General features: G+C 72.6%; 18 protein-coding genes. 8 read left to right on the forward strand and 10 right to left on the reverse strand.

Annotated features, from left to right (window positions below):
* Positions 1 to 12: 12 nt before the first annotated feature.
* Positions 13 to 738 carry a TetR/AcrR family transcriptional regulator gene (locus ABZW32_RS17805; RefSeq protein WP_356216848.1) on the forward strand — a complete coding sequence of 242 codons (726 nt, stop codon included), beginning with the start codon at positions 13 to 15 and terminating at the stop codon, positions 736 to 738.
* A 141-nt stretch (positions 739 to 879) separates the two neighbouring features.
* Positions 880 to 1155 carry a hypothetical protein gene (locus ABZW32_RS17810; RefSeq protein WP_356216850.1) on the forward strand — a complete coding sequence of 92 codons (276 nt, stop codon included), beginning with the start codon at positions 880 to 882 and terminating at the stop codon, positions 1153 to 1155.
* A gap of 4 nt (positions 1156 to 1159) precedes the next feature.
* Here ABZW32_RS17810 and ABZW32_RS17815 read toward each other — a convergent pair whose 3' ends face one another.
* Positions 1160 to 2626 carry an MFS transporter gene (locus ABZW32_RS17815; protein WP_356217054.1) on the reverse strand — a complete coding sequence of 489 codons (1467 nt, stop codon included), beginning with the start codon at positions 2624 to 2626 and terminating at the stop codon, positions 1160 to 1162.
* 309 nt (positions 2627 to 2935) lie between these two features.
* Between ABZW32_RS17815 and ABZW32_RS17820 the strand changes: the two genes are divergently transcribed.
* On the forward strand, positions 2936 to 3358 hold the full coding sequence (locus ABZW32_RS17820; protein ID WP_356216853.1) for a hypothetical protein: 423 nt from the start codon (positions 2936 to 2938) through the stop codon (positions 3356 to 3358).
* Between the two features lie 27 nt (positions 3359 to 3385).
* On the opposite strand, the gene ABZW32_RS17825 is transcribed toward ABZW32_RS17820, so the two are convergent.
* The 4 genes from ABZW32_RS17825 to ABZW32_RS17840 all read right to left on the reverse strand — a co-directional run bounded on the left by ABZW32_RS17825 (position 3386) and on the right by ABZW32_RS17840 (position 7403).
* Positions 3386 to 3745: a hypothetical protein gene (locus tag ABZW32_RS17825; protein ID WP_356216856.1), complete on the reverse strand. Its 360-nt coding sequence runs from the start codon at positions 3743 to 3745 to the stop codon at positions 3386 to 3388.
* Positions 3746 to 3886: 141 nt separating this feature from the next.
* A complete protein-coding gene (locus tag ABZW32_RS17830; protein ID WP_356216858.1) occupies positions 3887 to 4930 on the reverse strand; it encodes an MBL fold metallo-hydrolase in 1044 nt (347 codons plus the stop codon).
* Positions 4927 to 6222 carry a hypothetical protein gene (locus ABZW32_RS17835; RefSeq protein WP_356216861.1) on the reverse strand — a complete coding sequence of 432 codons (1296 nt, stop codon included), beginning with the start codon at positions 6220 to 6222 and terminating at the stop codon, positions 4927 to 4929. Before ABZW32_RS17835 ends, ABZW32_RS17830 begins: the two co-directional genes overlap by 4 nt.
* Positions 6219 to 7403 (reverse strand): caspase family protein, encoded by a 1185-nt coding sequence (locus ABZW32_RS17840; RefSeq protein ID WP_356216862.1) that lies wholly within the window; start codon positions 7401 to 7403, stop codon positions 6219 to 6221. Before ABZW32_RS17840 ends, ABZW32_RS17835 begins: the two co-directional genes overlap by 4 nt.
* 195 nt (positions 7404 to 7598) lie before the next feature.
* Between ABZW32_RS17840 and ABZW32_RS17845 the strand changes: the two genes are divergently transcribed.
* Positions 7599 to 8489: an alpha/beta hydrolase gene (locus ABZW32_RS17845; RefSeq protein ID WP_356216865.1), complete on the forward strand. Its 891-nt coding sequence runs from the start codon at positions 7599 to 7601 to the stop codon at positions 8487 to 8489.
* Positions 8490 to 8593: 104 nt separating this feature from the next.
* On the opposite strand, the gene ABZW32_RS17850 is transcribed toward ABZW32_RS17845, so the two are convergent.
* Positions 8594 to 9991, reverse strand: a complete 1398-nt coding sequence (locus ABZW32_RS17850; protein ID WP_356216867.1) for a hypothetical protein — start codon at positions 9989 to 9991, stop codon at positions 8594 to 8596.
* A gap of 504 nt (positions 9992 to 10495) precedes the next feature.
* Between ABZW32_RS17850 and ABZW32_RS17855 the strand changes: the two genes are divergently transcribed.
* Entirely contained in the window at positions 10496 to 11449 is a 954-nt protein-coding gene (locus tag ABZW32_RS17855; protein WP_356216870.1) for a phospholipase, read from the forward strand.
* Between the two features lie 129 nt (positions 11450 to 11578).
* Here ABZW32_RS17855 and ABZW32_RS17860 read toward each other — a convergent pair whose 3' ends face one another.
* The gene (locus tag ABZW32_RS17860) at positions 11579 to 12172 is read right to left on the reverse strand and encodes a hypothetical protein (protein WP_356216873.1); all 594 of its coding nucleotides are present in this window, start codon (positions 12170 to 12172) and stop codon (positions 11579 to 11581) included.
* Complete coding sequence (locus tag ABZW32_RS17865) at positions 12172 to 12453, reverse strand: hypothetical protein (RefSeq protein WP_356216876.1); 282 nt, start codon at positions 12451 to 12453, stop codon at positions 12172 to 12174. Before ABZW32_RS17865 ends, ABZW32_RS17860 begins: the two co-directional genes overlap by 1 nt.
* Before the next feature lie 227 nt (positions 12454 to 12680).
* Between ABZW32_RS17865 and ABZW32_RS17870 the strand changes: the two genes are divergently transcribed.
* On the forward strand, positions 12681 to 13721 hold the full coding sequence (locus ABZW32_RS17870) for a glycosyl hydrolase (RefSeq protein ID WP_356216878.1): 1041 nt from the start codon (positions 12681 to 12683) through the stop codon (positions 13719 to 13721).
* 80 nt (positions 13722 to 13801) lie between these two features.
* Here the strand turns inward: ABZW32_RS17870 and ABZW32_RS17875 are convergent, their stop codons facing one another.
* Together ABZW32_RS17875 and ABZW32_RS17880 are read right to left on the reverse strand one after the other, a co-directional pair.
* Complete coding sequence (locus ABZW32_RS17875) at positions 13802 to 14371, reverse strand: hypothetical protein (RefSeq protein WP_356216881.1); 570 nt, start codon at positions 14369 to 14371, stop codon at positions 13802 to 13804.
* Between the two features lie 71 nt (positions 14372 to 14442).
* Positions 14443 to 15300 (reverse strand): hypothetical protein, encoded by an 858-nt coding sequence (locus ABZW32_RS17880; protein WP_356216884.1) that lies wholly within the window; start codon positions 15298 to 15300, stop codon positions 14443 to 14445.
* 173 nt (positions 15301 to 15473) lie between these two features.
* Here ABZW32_RS17880 and ABZW32_RS17885 point away from each other — a divergent pair, with 173 nt between their 5' ends.
* A complete protein-coding gene (locus ABZW32_RS17885; protein WP_356216887.1) occupies positions 15474 to 16088 on the forward strand; it encodes a TIGR03086 family metal-binding protein in 615 nt (204 codons plus the stop codon).
* Entirely contained in the window at positions 16085 to 16510 is a 426-nt protein-coding gene (locus ABZW32_RS17890; protein WP_356216890.1) for a secondary thiamine-phosphate synthase enzyme YjbQ, read from the forward strand. The genes ABZW32_RS17885 and ABZW32_RS17890 overlap by 4 nt, the downstream gene beginning before the upstream one ends.
* Positions 16511 to 16512: the final 2 nt, after the last annotated feature.

Here is a 16512-nt window from a genome sequence, read left to right on the forward strand (position 1 = left end):
GAGGGCGAGCGGATGGCGGCATCGGGGCGTCGTGAACGGCAACGGGCTCAGATGTCCGCGGAAGTGCGCTCCGCCGCCCGCCAGGTGATCACCCATCAGGGCGTCGAGGCCCTCACCCTGGCCGAGATCGCCCGGCGCGTCGAGGTCACCCCCGCCGCCCTGTACCACCACTTCGAGGGCGGACTCCCGGAGATCGTGTACCGGGTGGCGGATGACATCGTCGACGATCTGGTGAACGAGCTGCAGGCCGCGGCCCTCTCCCATCCCGCGGACAATTTCGCGATGCGGATGATCGAACCGGTGCGTGCGCTGCGCCATTGGGCCATCACGCACCAGCCCGAATTCAACCTGCTGTTCGGCACGCCGGCCACGGCCGCCGGCGACGCGCACCGCGAGCTGACCAGTTCCTGGGTGCGGCGGCTCGCCGCCCTCTGGGGGCCGGTCTTCGTGCGGCTGTGGGCGGAACGCCCGTTCCCGGTTCTCGCCGAGGACGAGATGGATCCGCGCCTGCGGCAGCAGATGCTGGACTACCGGGCGGACACCGGCGTGGACCTTCCTCCCGGCGCGATGGTGGTGATGCTGAGCTGCTGGCGGTCGCTCTACGGCCAGATCGCACTGGAGGTCTTCGGGCACTTCGCTCCGCTCTTTTCCGACCAGGAGCCCATGTTCGAGCTGCTGATGCGGGAGCTGGTGCGTGGCATGGGCCTCGAAGGGCAATACGAGCCGCCGACTCGATGAGCCGGCGGCCCGGAACGGGCACCGTCGCGGGGGCGGGGCCGGAAACCCAGGTCGTGTCCCGCCGCGGGACGCGCGTCCGGACGCGGTTCGCCGCTCGTGCTGAGCGAGCGCCGACACCGCCCGTCACGAGGAGGCTGAACGATGTCCACGTGGTTGATCATCTCGGAGGAGACGAGCACGGCCGAAGGAGCGGCACCGCACCGGCAGGTCACGCTCGTTCGGACCGTCAACGGCAAGACCCGCGAGCAGGCGCTCGTCGAACTGCACGACGTGGCGAAGAAGCACAGGCCCGACTCGCTGAAGAGCGCGTCGACCGTGGTGGGCCGCGACAGCGACGGATCGTTCTGGGTGCTGGCGAAGAACAGCAGGGGCCAGGCGTCCTGCAACCTCCGCCTCATCGAGCGGATAGGTTCCTGAGGCATCAGCTTGTGCCGGTCCCGGAACCGCGTCCGGTGGCGGGGGTCGGTACGGTCCGGGCCGGCGGGGCGTCCCGGGCGTCCTGGGCGTCCTGGGCGTCCTGGGCGTCCTGGGCGTCCTGGGCGTCCTGGGCGTCCTGGGCGTCCTGGGCGTCCAGCCTGAGCAGGCTGTAGCGCCGTTGTACGACGGACAGGCCCGCGACCGCCGTTCCGAGGGCGAGCCATCCGGCCGGTCCGGCCGTCATCACGGCGCCCGTGAGCAGCAGCGGCCCGGCGGACTTCTGTACCGACTGGGCCATGCCCGCCACCCCCAGGTAGGACGCCCGCGCCTCCTGGGGCGCGAGGGACACCGCCAGCTCCCAGGAGCTCACCGACCGCATCAGCTCCGCCAGGGTGACCAGTACCGCCACCGCCAGCAGGACGGCCGAGGCGGTCCAGGTCCCGCCTCCCGTCGACAGCACGAGCAGGGCGCAGCAGGCGAACATCGTCAGCCCGTACAGGCGGACCGCGCCCGCCGCCTGGCGCGGCTCCTCGACCCTGGCGGACACCCGCAGTTGCAGGACGACGACGAGCACGGTGTTGATCACGAGGAAGGCAGGGACCAGCGTGTGGGGTGCGTCCGTGTGGTGGACCAGCCACAGCGGCAGCCCCACGTTGAGGACGGAGTCGTCCAGGTTCATCGGCACGTCCAGCAGGACGAACCGCAGGTATCCGCGGTCCCGCCAAGGGCTCGGTCCGGGCTGCCGCCGCCCGGTCGGTCCGCAGGCCCCATCCCCCTCCCGCGCCTCCTGGCCGGCTTGTCCGGCCGGGCCGCCCGTGCGGGCCGTGCGGGCCGGCACCCGCGGGTGGCCGCCCGCCTCCCCGGTGCGCCACACCAGCGTGGCGGCCGCGACGAAGGACAGGGCGTTGGCGAGTATCAGCACCTGGTAGGCCTCGCGGCTGCCCACCGCGAGGCCGATCGCGGCGAGGCCCGCGCCGAGCGCGTAGCCGGCGTTCGCGGAACTGCGCGACAACGCCTGGTAGGTGGCGCGCCGTTCGCCCGCGACCCGTGTGGCGAAGAGCATCTCCAGGGTCTTGGCCGCCCGGTCGCCCAGGTTGGTGAGGGCGACCACGAGCAGCAGCGCTTCGAAGCGCGTGACGACGAGCAGCGCGCACAGGGTCGCCAAGCGCAGCAGATGACAGCCGATCAGCAGCGAGCGCACCGGGAACCGGCCGGCCAGGTGGCCGGCGAGCGGCGAGCCGGCGATGCCCGCCACTCCGGCTGCGCCGAACAGCAGGCCCAACTGCCCGGCGTCCAGACCGACGACGAAGGTGAAGTACAGGACGGAGGCCGCGGCCCACACCCCCGAGCCGGTCCGATCCAGCAACAGGGCGAGCAGCATGATCCGTGCGGGGCGGCCCCCCGGCGGCCGGCGCAGCTGCGCCAACAGGCCGGCCCCACCGCGCCGACCCGGCCCGCCCTCCCGGCCCAGCCGACCCTGCTCACCTTCACTGCCGCGCCGACCCTGCCGGCCCTTCCCGCTCCCCCGGCCGTCCCCGCCCCGCCACATCCCGAGCCCCCGAATCCTCAGCGAAAGTATCTCGATGTCGAGATATCTGGCGGTCAGCCTGCCCGACATCAATCTCGACGTCAAGATACTTAAGGGGTCGTACAACCGGCCCCACCAGCACTGGTCCCCGGACCGCCGGCCCCTGCCGGCCCCTGCCGGTCGACGGGCGGTCGACGGGCGGGTACCCGGCCGACGGGTGGCGCACGGCAGGACCTCTGCCACCATGGCCCCATGGACGCACCGACCCGTGGCGCGTGGCTCCGCGCCGGAATCAGCCGTGACGGCGGCCCGCTCGAAGAGACCGGGCACATCGTCTGGCTCCAGAGCGGCACCCTGTACGCGGACAGCCGCGGCTTCGCCGGGAGTACCTCCTACGACGGCGAGCAGGTCACCTTCCACCACGACGTGGGCTCCCCCGGCCACGACATCGGAAGCCTGCGGCCCGAGGGCACCGGCATGATCGAGACCGGCACCAACCTCGACGGCAGCACCTTCCTGGAAGTCTGGACACCCCTGCCCGACAGCGACGGCCCGGCCGGCTCCTGGACCGCGGCCGGTACCCAGACCGTCCGCGTGGGCCGCCACGTCGTGCACGTCGACGCCGCCGCCCGGGGCACCCACTTCACCCTGCCCGACGACCTCCCCCCAGCGTGATCTTCAACGTCCGACGCCGAACGATCCTCAGCGGAACTCGTGGACCACCTGGATCTCGCCGACCAGGTGAGCGTTGAAGTCGTCCAGCTCCTCGGCCGGCACCCACAGTTCGAGGATCGTCCGCCCCCCGGCCTGCCGGACGGGGTACCGGCTGAGGAACTCCGACTCGACCTCGAACCGGGTGACGAAGCCGACACCGCTGTGCTTCACGTTCCAGTCCCTCGCGATCCTGATCGCGTAGTCCTCGTTGAGGACCGGGTAGAAGATCGGCTGCTCGGGGAGCCGCGGCGGCCAAGCGCGCCAGTTCAGCTCGCGGACCAGGTCCAGCTCCTCGGGGCCGGTGGGACGCCACAGGGTCGTCGTTGCTCGCCTGCTGGTCATGTGCATCGCTCTCCGAACGCGTGAGGCCGTCGGCACGGCTGGTCCGAGACCGGACGATACCTGCGCCGGCAACTCGACAGCCACGCGGTTTCCGCCCCGCGCCATCGCCGTGACCAGCAGTTACGGACGACTGCACGTCGGCGCCGGTCAGAACTCGACGGTGACGAAGCCGTCCTCGTCCGCCGCGGCGGGTTCGACCACCCGGTACCCGAACTCGTCCTCAAGGGCGGCCAGATCCCAGTTCGCGGCCCGTTCGCGGTAGTTGAAGACCAGGTCCTTCGACTCCCCGCCGTGCTGGAGGATGCGGGCGACGGCGATGTCGTCCGGGTGTCCGTGGATCTTTCCGTTCGTGGAGACCAGGTAGCGGCCGCAGTCGAGGAGGCCGAGGAGCTCGTTCGAGGTGTTGTGGGCGCTGCCGTGGTGGGCGAGCTTCAGGGCGTCGATCCGCAGGCGCCCGCCCGCGGCCTCGGCGCGCGGGCGGAGCGAGGCCGCCAGCCGCCGGTCGTCCGCGTCGCCGGTGAGGACGATCCGGATGCCCTCGAACGAGAAGAGCAGGCCGATGCTGGTGCGGTTCGTCGCGGAGCCGTCCCGTTCGAACGGCGCGGCGGCCAGAGCGGCGACGTCGACCGCGCCGAAGTGCTCGATGCCGGGCACCGGGTGCCTCTCCTCGGGATCCACTCCCGGGATCAGGCCGGCCTGCGCGCACTTCGTCTCCCACGCCGGGATCAGCGCCTCCAGCAGACCGCGGTCCGGCGCCAGCACCTCCATCGTGGAGCCGTCGTCGAACCAGGTCAGCGGATGGCCCACCTCGATGCTGCGCCCCTGGAACGCCTTGTTCCACGGCAGGTTCCGGGTCATGAGCGTGGTCGTGAGCAGTTCTCCTTCCACCGCACCGAAGACGTCCCGGTCGTGGAGGTGGTCGAAGCCGTTGAACCACACGTCCCCGAGCTCCACCGGCTCCTGCCCGTCTTCGAGCAGCGCCAGCACGCCGAGGACGTGGTCCTGGTCGACATGGGTCACCACGAGCACGTCGATCGTGCGGTCCAGATCGGCGAGGAGGGGCTTGATCCGCTTGTACGTGTCGTGGCGTCCGCCGTCGACGAGGATCCGCCGGGTGAAGTCGGCGTTGCCGTATTCGAGGAGCAGGCAGTCGCCGTCCTCCGCGGGCAGCATCCTGAGCCGGATCATCATGTCCTCCTTTGCCGCAGGTCGAGGATGAGGAACGGCTCGCGCGTGTCGACCAGCCAGGAGAGCCGGCGCGCCTCGTCGAGGCGGCGTGCGCACGCGGGGTCCTCGGGGAAGGCCGCGAGCCCGTCGACGAGCCAGGAGAGCCCGAGCGTGTAGAAGGGGATGCCGCGGTCGAAGGCCTCGATCAGAGCGTCCCGGCCCCGCCGCACGTCCCGCCGGTCCCCTCGGGAGCGGCGCAGCAGGCGTACCGCCCGCAGGATCGCCCCGTCGCCGAGCCACGGGAACCCGTCGGCCAGCCGCTCCAGCCAGGGGTCCCAGCGCGTCTCGCCCGGCGTGTGGTCGGTGCCGATGAGGACGTAGCACCCGGCCGCCGCCGCGAGGGGGTTGTCGAGCCCGGAGTAGAGCGTCGACTCGACGTCGGTGAAGAGCCGGGCCGCGGTGTCCAGGGCGCCCTGGGCCAGGTACGCGAGCCCCGCGCCGACGTCGGCGTCGCGGACGGCCACGGAGACCGCGCTGCCGGTCGGGCTCTGCCGGAGGTTGACCAGCACCTCCACCTCGGCATCGCCCCACGGCAGGGGAAGGGTGACCAGCCGTACGGACCCGGCGGCCTCCACGACGAGGAACTGCCGCTCGCCGGCCGGCCCGCCGGAAGCCCCGAGGGGGCCGGCCGGGCCGAACCGGTACAGCGGCGTGAGGGCTCCGCCGGCGTCGAAGGGCTCCACCGGGACGCCGGGACCGCCCGAGCCGATGGACGCGGCGACCGGGGTGCCCGGCGGGGCCTGCGCCAGGGTCAGCACCGCCGCGAAGGAGCAGCGCGCCGGCGGGCAGTCGCCGATCCAGGTGGCGAGGGCGGTCAGGTCGACGGCCGCCCCGGGTACGGGGCCGTCCGGCGGGGAGGCGGCGGCGACCGTGGAGCGCGGGGCGACCGGCTCCGCGGTCGGGCTCGGGGCCGCGCCGTGGTAGACCGCGCCCGGCTCGATGTTGCCCATGAGGTACTGCCAGGCGTGCGTCTCGTAGGGCGAGTCCGTCATGGTGAAGTCCACCGGTGTCTCCCGGCCCTCCACCGCCACGGCGCTCCGCGTCAGCACCAGTCCGGAGGGCAGGGACGCCGACACGACGTAGCGTCCCGGACCGACCGGGTAGGGCCGGGGGCTGGGTGAACCACCGCAGGGGATGAGGATGTCGTACTGGGACGCGCGGGTGAGGTCGGCCGAGCGGATGTCCCCGACGATCACGGCGTCGTTGGGCTCCCCACCGGGCGGGAGGAGCAGCCTGATGGCGAGTACGGCGCTCACGGCCGGGCCAGTCGGAGGTGGAACAGGGGCGGGCGGGCGTCGAGTTCGTCCCTGCGCACGTCCGCGGGGCCGAGGACGGCCTCCACCTCGTACTGTCCGAACGGCAGGAGCAGGGACCACTCGGTGAGGTCGGGTTCGTCCCCGGCCGCGGGGGGCGGGCGCCGCCGGTCGTCCTGCCCGGGGTGCCGGCAGGCGAAGTCGGCGAGCGCGTTGTCCGTCTCCGGGACGCAGCCGATGTACACCGGGACGATCGGGTCGCCCGGCAGCTCGTGGAAGACGAAGTCGAACGACTCGGAGCTGACGGGTACGGCCGCGTTCGTGAGGGATCCGGCGAACGCCGGCTCCCTCATGAAGTGGCCGATCGCGTGCGTCAGGGTGCCCGTGGTCACCCGCCACACGCTGCCTTCGGTGTTCTCGCTCGCGGCGCCCTCCACGCTCTGCAGCAGCGCGGAGGTGAACAGACTGGCCTCGCCGGCGCGCCCGAAGGTCTCCTCGCCGTGCAGGGTCGCGTAGATGACGGCGTGCTCGCGCGGTACGAACCCTGCGGGCCGGAACATCTCGTTGCCGTCGATCGGGACCCGGCCGAGCGAGGCTCCGCCCACCGTCCTGCCGAGCGCGTCGGAGCCGGCCCGGCAGGCGTCGACGAAGAAGACCTGCTGGCCGGCCCGGCAGCTGTTGAGCCCCCTCTTCAGTCCTTCGAAGTGCAGGGCGCCGTTCATCGGACTGTTGAGGTCGGCGAACATGTCCGCGGCCAGGAGGGAGGTGTCGAACCCCAGCGAGACGCCGTGGCCGCAGAAGTAGAAGACCAGCCGGGCCTGGTCGTGGTCGCCCCGGTCCTTCCACTCCAGGACGGCGGCCACGATGTTGTCGATGGTCGCGGCTTCGACGGCGTGCTCCGCACCGGTCCGCGGATGGACGAAGGGGCCGGGTACCTCCTCGCCGAGCAGGAGCGCCAGGCTTGCGAGCGGTCTGCCCCCGTCGTGGTACCTGTCGATCATCCAGGTGGCGAACCGGCGCGCCGAGAGGGGCGGCGAGGTCAACTGCCGCATGCCCGTGGCGCCCGGATGGGTCGTCGGCGAGGCACCGCCCGCCAGGTGCGCGTACGCCCCGATCCCGATGACGAGCGCGTGCGTGGCCGCGGGCCCCGCGTTCTCGTCGAGGTGCACCGTGAAACCGGCCATGGGACCCTCCGCGGCGCGATGCATCGGCAGGCCAGCGCGAGGCTTTCCTCTCATTATAGGAATGGGTACGGCATATGTCCCCCGGAGGCTCTGGCGGGCGGGGGCAGTGGGCGGAGGCGGTGGGCGGCGGCGGGTGGTCGGGGCGCAGCGGATTCCCGGTTGGCGGAAGGCTTCCGGCCGGACATGATCGGGGGCGTGATCCTTTCTCATGACGCGGCCGGTTCGGGCCCTGCTCTCGTGCTCCTCCACTCCGGTGTCTGCGACCGCCGTATGTGGGACCCGCAGTGGGAGGCCCTGCGGGCCGGCGGATACCGGGTCGTCCGCGCCGACCTGCGCGGTTTCGGCGAGACGCCGGCCGAGGCGGGCGACTACGACCCCGTCGCGGACGTATGGCGGTTGCTGGACTCGCTCGGCATCGAGCGGGCCGCCCTGATCGGCGCTTCGTACGGGGGCAAGCTGGCCCTGGCCGCCGCCGCGCGCCACCCGGAGCGGGTCACCGCCCTGGCCCTGCTCGCCTCCGGCCTCCCCGGCCGCGCGCCGAGTGCCGAACTCCGCGCCTGGGGCGCCCGGGAGGACGCCCTGCTGAACGCGGGCGACCTCGACGGTGCGGTGGCCCTGAACGTCGACACCTGGCTCGGCCCCGACGCCACCGCCGAGACCCGCGCGGCCGTCGCCGACATGCAGCGGCACGCCTTCCGGGTCCAGCTGGCCGCCGAGGCGGCAGCCGAGGCCGACGGGTCGGACCGGCCCGAGGCCGACGGGTCGCAAGGGGCCAACGAGGTGCACGCGGCCGACGAGTCGCAAGGGGCGGACGCGGCGCAGGAGGCGGACGCGGCGCCGGAGACCCCGCAGGCGGCCCCCGAGTTCGACCTCTCCGGGATCGCGGCCCCCGCCCTCGCCGTCGCCGGCGCCCATGACTTCGCCGACCACCGCGAGATCGCCGTGGACCTGGCCGGACTCCTGCCGAACGCGCGCCACCTGGAACTCGGCTGGGCCGGCCACCTCCCCTCCCTGGAGCGCCCCGAGGAAGTCACCGCCCTCCTGCTGGACTTCCTCACCGAAGCCGGCGTGACCGCTCGGGCGTGACCGCTCGGGCGTGACCGCGGCCGGTCGACCCGGTCCGGACGGCCGGCGTCACGCCGCCGCTCTCCTGAGGGTGGGCCGGGTGGTCGTCGCGGGCCGGTGGGCGGCTACTTCCGGCCGGCGCAGGGGTCGCAGCAGGAGGGGGCCGGTTCGACGCAGACGCTGACGGTGTCGGTGTTGTCGGTGGTGTCGGGGTCCTTCTCGTTGGCGGTGGCCGTGGCGGTGTTGGCGATCAGGCCCGCCTCGGTGGCCTTGGCCCGCAGCACGAGGGTCGCGGTGGCTCCCTCGGCCAGGCCTCCCGGCCTCCACAGCCCGGTGGCCGGGTCGTAGCTTCCGGGGCCGTCGGCGGACAGGAAGGCGAGCCCGTCAGGGAGCCGGTCGGTGACGGTGACCCCGGTGGCACCGTTCGGACCGGCGTTGCGGACGGTGACGCGGTAGGTCACCGTCTGGCCGACCGTGACGGTCGTCGCGTCGGCCGCCTTCGTCACCGCCAGGTCGGCGGCCGGTTTGACCTGCGTGACCTGTTCGTTGGAGGTGGACGTCAGGGGTTCCGGCCTGTCGCCGAGCCGGTTCTCGTACGAGGCGGTCGCGGTGTTGCTGATCTGCTTGCCTCCGGCGGCCCGGTCGATGGTGACCCGGTACTCGACCGTGGTCCCCGCCGGCACCGTCTCGGTACTGGGCAGGCTGCCCCCGTCCACGGCGGTGGCGCCGTTGCCGAGCCGGAAGACGACCCTGTTCGCCTGGCTGTCGTAGTGCGCCTGGTCGTCACCTTGGGCATCGCTCTTCGCCCCGGCGTTCGGGCCGTCGAGGATCCGCAGGGAGCCGGGCAGATACGTCGTCCCCCGTGGGACGGCGTCGGTCAGGGCGAGGTTCTCCGCCGCGCCGCCGCCCTCGTTCCTGGCGGTGATGCGGTAGGTGACGACGTCGCCCACCTCCAGCGGTCCCGCGGGGGCGGCGATCTTGTCCAGCACGATGAAGGGCGCGGTGCCGAAGAAGATGCCGTCCAGGAAGTTGCCGATGCCCCGGTTCCCGCCGGCGGCGGAGATGGAACGGAACGCGAAGCGCGTCAGCGTCTGGCCCGCCGGAACGGTATAGGTGCCGGTGTAGTAACCCCAGGCGGTGTTGCCGTCGGTGAAGCGCCGCTGCTCCACCGGGGCGCTGGGTGTGCCGATGTCCAGCGCCATGGTGTCGTCCCCCTGGCGCCCGCGGTGGTACAGCCGCCAGTACAGCTTGGTGCCGGGGGTCGTCGGCAGCTCCTGGTAGAGCGTGGAGACCTCGTTGGCGTTGAGTTCGGCGAACTGGGTGCCGTCGGCGGCCGGAACGCCCTGGAACCCCGACTGCCACAGCTCGATCCTGTGATCGGAGGCAGTGGTGAGCCAGCCCGGGACCCGCTTGGGGGCCTGCGTCTGTGAGGAGTCCGGCAGGATCTCCACACCGGCGACGACGGGCTGCTCGAAGCTGCCGTTGGCCAGGGCGACCCGGAGCGGAGCGGGAGGTGTTGCCATGGTTCTTCCCTTCGATTCGACGCTGCCGAAGCGCACCGCCGATCGGCCTCGACTGCCGAGTGCCGTGGCGGAGCGGAACACTCCGCAAGGGCATCGCATGCGGCTGAACACGTAAAGTGACGAATGGAGGGGCTCGGCCAATCCCGCGGGGCGGGTTTGCGCAATCCGCCCCCGGAACGACTCCCGCATCGCCGTCATCCATGACGACAAGGACGCGTCGCCTCCACCACACCCGCCTCCCGGCCCCCTCCCGCCCGCGCCGTCATGACCGAAAGCCCACGTCAATCCTTGCGCGACCGCCCCACTTGAGGGTGAATCAGCCACCGTCGGAATTGACGCTCCCGCTCAACGGCGCCGCCCCCTGAACGCCTTCGGCCGAACTTCGTTCACCATGCACGTACCGCGTGCCACCATGTGGCTGACGGGATCCGTCGTCTGCTCAGCGGACAGACACGAAGGAGCACGTTCTTGAACACCGACCCCAGGCGCGGTGCCGGACCGAGGATGTTACGGGCGCTGGTCGCCGCCCTCTGCGGGATCGTCGGCATCGCCACGCTCGGCGCGACCCCGGCAGCAGCGGCCGACCAGCGCCACCCGATCTACGCCATCGCCCACCGCGTGGACACCCTGGCCGGCGTGGACGCCGCGCTCAAGCACGGTGCCAACGGCATCGAGATGGACGTGTGCGCATGGTGGAACCCGAACGAATGGCGGGCCTATCACGACTGTTCCTCGGCCGGTGACAACCGGCTGGGCCCCGGCTTCGACAGCATGGTCGACCGCATCCTCTCGAACGCGAACGCGGGGCGCCGGCTGTCGCTGGTCTGGCTGGACATCAAGGACCCCAACTACTGCGGAGAGCAGGAGAACCGCGGGTGCAGCGTCGCCGGACTGCGCGACAAGGCGCAGCGGCTGACGGCTGCCGGGATCCAGGTGCTCTACGGGTTCTACGAGTACCACGGCGGCAGCACCCCTGACGTCGGCGGCCGGGGGTGGAAGAGCCTGGAAGGCAGGCTCGGCAGCCTGGAGGGCATCACCTCGACCGGCACCCGCGACCAGGTCCAGGGCGCGTTCAACCGGTCCGGTTCCGGATTCCCGGCCGGCCGCCGGGTGATGGACTACGGCGACAGCGACATCACCAAGGGCTTCGGCAACTGCACGGAAGCGTCCTACAACACGTGCGCAGAACTGAAGAAGGGCGCCGGGGACCGGGACGCCGGACGACTCGCAGCCACGCTGTCCTGGACCACGACGTACAACGACCCCTGGTACGTCGACAAACTGCTGGGCGACGGGCGCGTGGACGGCATCATCGCGGGCTACGGAGCCTTCACCGGAGTGCGCGAGTACGACGACAGCTGGCAGTGCGCCAACGCCGTCAACCTCGTCCGCGACTGGGTGAACCACCATGGCGGCACCCACCGCATGGCCACCTCCGGCGACCGTCTGTTCAGGTAGAACGGGAGGCCGCCGGCGGCCCGCCAGAGGCGCCGCCGGCGGCACCGGTTCGCGCCGCCCGCGCCGGATCACCGCATCGGGCACGGGCGGGGCGGCGCTCCCCCACGGCACCCCGTATGCCACAGCCCCTCAGGTGCCGGGGGTGACGGGGCGCTTGTAGTACCGCCACGGGAACCACCCCGCGCCGACCGGGATCCAGCCTTCCGACTCCATCCGCCGGTGTCGGGCGGCGGAAGGGAGTGCGACCCGGCAGTGCTCCCAGGGATGGGAGGACGCCTCCACCTCGTGGTAGAAGGGGCCGTATCCGACCACGTGCCAGCCGTCGCGGCCGGCCTCCTCCAGGGCCGCCATCTCGTCGAACGCGGTCAGCCCGCCGAGCGTGCGGCGCTCGGGGGCGTTCGATCCCCCGCCGGGCGGTGCCGACGAGCCGGCTTCTCCGGCCTTGCCCGAGAAGCGTTGCTGGGCGGCCTGGCGGCTCACCCCCAGAACGCGGCCCACCGTGTCCCAGCTGTGCCCGGCGGCCCTGGCACCCTGAACGGCTTCGCGCAGGAGCCGACTCGACTCCTCGGCACCGACGCGCGAGGCGTCCAGCAGACGCAGGTACCCGTGGGCGTCGTGTTCGAGAGAGTCGGCCAGCCCCTCGGGTGCACCGAGGACGGCTGCGGCGATCCCCTCCCGGATCCGGTCGATCTCCGTCGGACGGAGCAGCGGTTCCCCGCCCATCAGCGGAGTCCGGCAAGGGGTTCGAGGGCGTCGAGGAGTTCCTCGTCGCGGCGCGCCCGCTCGGCGCGGTCATGGGCCGCCGAGCGGGCGGCCAGGCCTGCGGTGCAGGCGATGAGTGCGAGGCCTCCGACGATCAGGGCGACCGTGCCGGCGGTCCCGAACCGGTCGCCGAACATCACCGTCAATGCCGGGAGGATGACGGCGAGCGGCAGCACGCCCGCCATGGGTGCGGTGGCAGGAAGGGCCACCCGGCTCCGAGCCGTCGACTTCAAGATCAACATGCGTCAAGGAAACCTTGACATCGCCGACTTGTCAAGGATTTCTTGACGCTCGGCAGTTCGGCAGCTCGGCCTCGTCGGCGTACGCGCGGGTTTCACCCGGTCGGGCCGGGAAGGGCGGCAGGACGGCGCGAATGGCCCAGCTCCGGGCCACCGGACGGGCCGTTCTTCGGATGGGATGCCTAATGTCGGTACGAAAGACACCGGTTCCCGAAGCGTGTGGAGGCACCATGTCCCGTCGAGGCCGCCGCCTGGCGGGCGCCTGTACGAGTGCGATCGCCGCCTGCCTGCTCGTCACCGGGGTCGCCCTCACCACACCGCCGCGCGCGGATTCCGACGGTGGCTCCGACGAGGGGGTCGCGGTGGGCGCCTACCTCCACTACGGCTCGCCCGGCGTCGAGAGGATGCGGGAGCTCTCGCACTGGCTCGGGGGCACCGAGCTGCGCGCGGGCCACACCTACCTGCCCGGCGACACCTGGGCGAACATCGAGGGGGCTCCCGATTCCCTGCGCACCTGGGCGCGGTGGCGCAGGGAAAGGCCCGACCGGCTGTTCGTGCTGAACGTGCCCATGCTGGATCACAACGAGCGCGGCGTCCCCGACACCCGGGTCGCCGAGCTGCTCCGCTCCGGCGCCCGCGGTGAGTACGACCACCATTTCCGGCGGCTGGCGAAACGTCTGGTCGCCCTCGGGGTGCCGGACACGGTGATCGTGCTCGGCTGGGAGATGAACGGCTTCGACTACACCCACCGCTGCCGCCCCGACCCCGAGAGCTGGAAGAGGTACTGGCGGCGCATCGCGGCTGCCATGCGTTCGGTGGAGGGCCAGCAGTTCCGTTTCGACTTCGCCCCCAACCGCGGTGGCGACGCGATCGCCTGGACCAGGTGCTACCCCGGCGACGACGTGGTGGACATCATCGGCATGGACAGCTACGACCAGCCGCCCGGCCACACCTTCGAAGAGCAGGTGAACCAGCCCTACGGACTCCAGCAGCAGGTCGACTTCGCGAGGGAGCACGGGAAGCAGATCTCGTACCCCGAGTGGGGGCTGTTCCGCAACGGCGACAACCCCGAGTACATGGGGCGCATGCTGGAGTGGATCGAGCAGCACCGCCCGCTCTACCACAGCATCACCGACTACTGTCCGCACGGCGTGTGGCAGTGCACCCGGAACCCGCGCTCCGCAGAGGTGTTCCGGGACTTCCTCTCCGCCGAGGGGGAGCGCGGCCGGGTGTTCGGCTTCGACGGTGAGGTGCGGACGAGGCGCTCGTGACGCGAGTGGCCGGCGTGACGGACCTCGCGCGCCGGAACTCGCACGCAGGACCTCGCACGCAGGAGCTCGCGCGGCGAAGGTCAGCTGACGATCTGGTCCCCGTCCGGTATGTCCTCGACGGTGACGAGCGTGCGGGACGCGCCGAGCCCCCGCGAGACCTCCCGGGCGATCCCCCCGGCGTCAGGGCCCGACGGGACCGGCACCTGCTCCCCTTCGCCGTAGCTCTCGATCGCCTTCACGAAGTAGCTCGGATGCCACGCGCCGACGGCCCCCTTGACCTGGACCGCGGTCACGTGGCGGTTGCCTACGCGGTCCTTGAGCGCGGCCAGGATCTCATCGGACCGCAGTTCGCCGGGTACCTGGAACAGGCTGGCGTGAGCGCCGACGAGCCCGCCGTCCCCCAGCCGTACGGTCACGGTGAGGCAGCTGGTGACGCTCGGGTACGTGATCACACCTCCGGGCGCGACCTCCTTGACCTGTCCTTCCGTGACGGTCGCCGTGTCCGGCGCAGCCGGGCCTCCCGCCGCGGGGGCGCCCGCGCGGGTGGGCTCGTACGGGGCGCGGTCGGCGGCTGCGCCCGGTGAGGTGAGGGCCGCGGCTCCGACGAGGGCCACTGCGAGGACGGCGATGACACGCTTGAGTTCGATCACGACCTTCGCAACGTCCGGGGCGTGCGGAAGGTGCCTCGATCCAGGGGCACGGTCCCTTCGGTGTCGGTTCCTCAGGCCTCGTCGGCCGGGGAAGCGACGGCCGGGGAAGCGACGGCCGGGCGGCGGGGCCCGCGGGGGCGGCCGCGGTTGCGGCCGCGGCGGGTCCGTCGGCGGCTCACCCGGAGCCAGGCCGCGGCCTGGGGGTCGCGCGCCACCAGCTCGGTGAGCGCCGGATGCGCGTCGCCGCGGGACGCCGCTGCGCCCGGCCCGGCCTCCCTGCGACGGGCGTCGCGGCGCCTGCCGTACCCCACGAGCACGACGATCTGGGCGACCAGCGCGCACCAGGTCGCGGTGGCCGCCGCGCCCTCCACCGGCCCGTGGGGGTCGGTCCGGATCAGGGCGACGGTCGTCACCACGATCACTGCCAGCACGGCCCACACGGCCCACACGGCTCGCGCGGCCGGCGCGACCGGACGGCCGGTACCGCCGGGCACCACCGGACGCCGGGGCCCGGGACGGTCGCGGCAGGCGGCGTGGAACTCCGCCCGCGCGGTGGCGAATTCGACGTCACGCGATACGAGGTTGCCCAGGGCGACGGGCGCCGTGCGCCGGCGCAGGGCGGCGAGCAACGCGTTCGGCACGGGGTGGCCCGCGTCGGCCCGCGGGTCCGCGCCGGCCGCTGTGACGGCGAGGTTGCCCCGGTGGTTCACCGTGGCCAGCCCGTCGAGCAACAGGCCGGCCGCGGCTGCCTGGACGTCGTCCCCGAGCAACCAGCGGTCGGCGGCAGCGTGGTAGGGGTCGACCGGCGCGGCCCGCCGCCCGGTGACGACCCGCCACCACCTCCGTCCCCGAGGGGTCCGCAGGCCGAGGATCCCGTACAGCAGGGCTGTGACGGGCAGTACGACGCGGGCGAGTCCGACGGGGTCCACGCACCGAGCGTAGGCGGCGCCGCCGGGACGCGTACATCCGATGCACGGGGACGGGCACCGGCCGGAATCCGGTCCGCCCGGGTGAATCCGGTGAATCTTCGGACCGCGTTGTGCCGGGGACGGGCTTCGCCGCCGGTCTACCCTGCAGACCCATCGTCCCGGAGGAGCGGCAGATGACCGACACGACGACCCTCGGCCTCGGGCCGCAGGCCGGGATCGTGGCCCGTCTCGTGGCGGGCGTCCCGGACACCGGACTCGGGGACCGGACGCCCTGCCCGGCGTACACGGTCGGTGACCTGCTGGGCCACCTCGCGGGACTGGCCGTCGCTTTCCGGGACGCCGCCCGCAAGGACCTGGGTCCCACGACGGACACGGCCCCCGGCGCGGCCGCACCCGCCCTCTCCGCGTCCTGGCGCGCGGACCTTCCCCGGGTCCTCGACGAACTGGCCGAAGCCTGGGAGGATCCGGCCGCCCGGACCGGCATGACCCGCGCGGGCGGCGTGGACCTGCCCGGCGACATCGCGGCCGCGGTGGCCGTCGACGAACTGGTGATCCACGGTTGGGACCTGGCCAGGGCCACCGGCCAGGAGTACGTACCCGATCAGGCCGCGTTGCGCGCCTCGTACGGGTTCCTGCTGGCCGCCGCGCAGGACGAGAGCCGGGGCGGGGGCATCTTCGGAGCCGTCGTGCCCGTACCGGACGACGCTCCGCTGCTGGACAGGGCCGTGGGGCTGAGCGGGCGGGATCCGGCCTGGACGCCGCTCACGGGGAGGGGGACGCAGCCATGACCGGTGCCTTCGTTTCACGCACCGTGGACGTGACGACCGGGGACCGGGAGACCGTCCACGACCTGACCGCCGCCTGCGCCTCCTTCCTGGGAGAGGTGGCACGGGGACGGAGCGGACTGCTCAACGTCTTCACGCCGCACGCGACGGCCGGACTCGCCGTCATCGAGACGGGCGCGGGCAGCGACCACGACCTCCTGGCCGCTTTGCGGTCGCTGCTGCCCGCCGACGACCGCTGGCAGCACCGGCACGGCTCCACCGGCCACGGGCGCGACCACGTGCTGCCCGCGCTGGTCCCGCCCCATGTGACGCTCCCCGTGATCGACGGTGCGCTGCGGCTGGGCACCTGGCAGTCCGTCACCCTGGTGGACACCAACCGGGACAATCCCCACCGCGAGGTCCGGCTGTCCTTCCTCGGCGGCTGACC

Origin of the sequence: Streptomyces sp. NPDC004667 (assembly GCF_040609475.1) — a bacterium.
GTDB lineage: Bacteria > Actinomycetota > Actinomycetes > Streptomycetales > Streptomycetaceae > Streptomyces.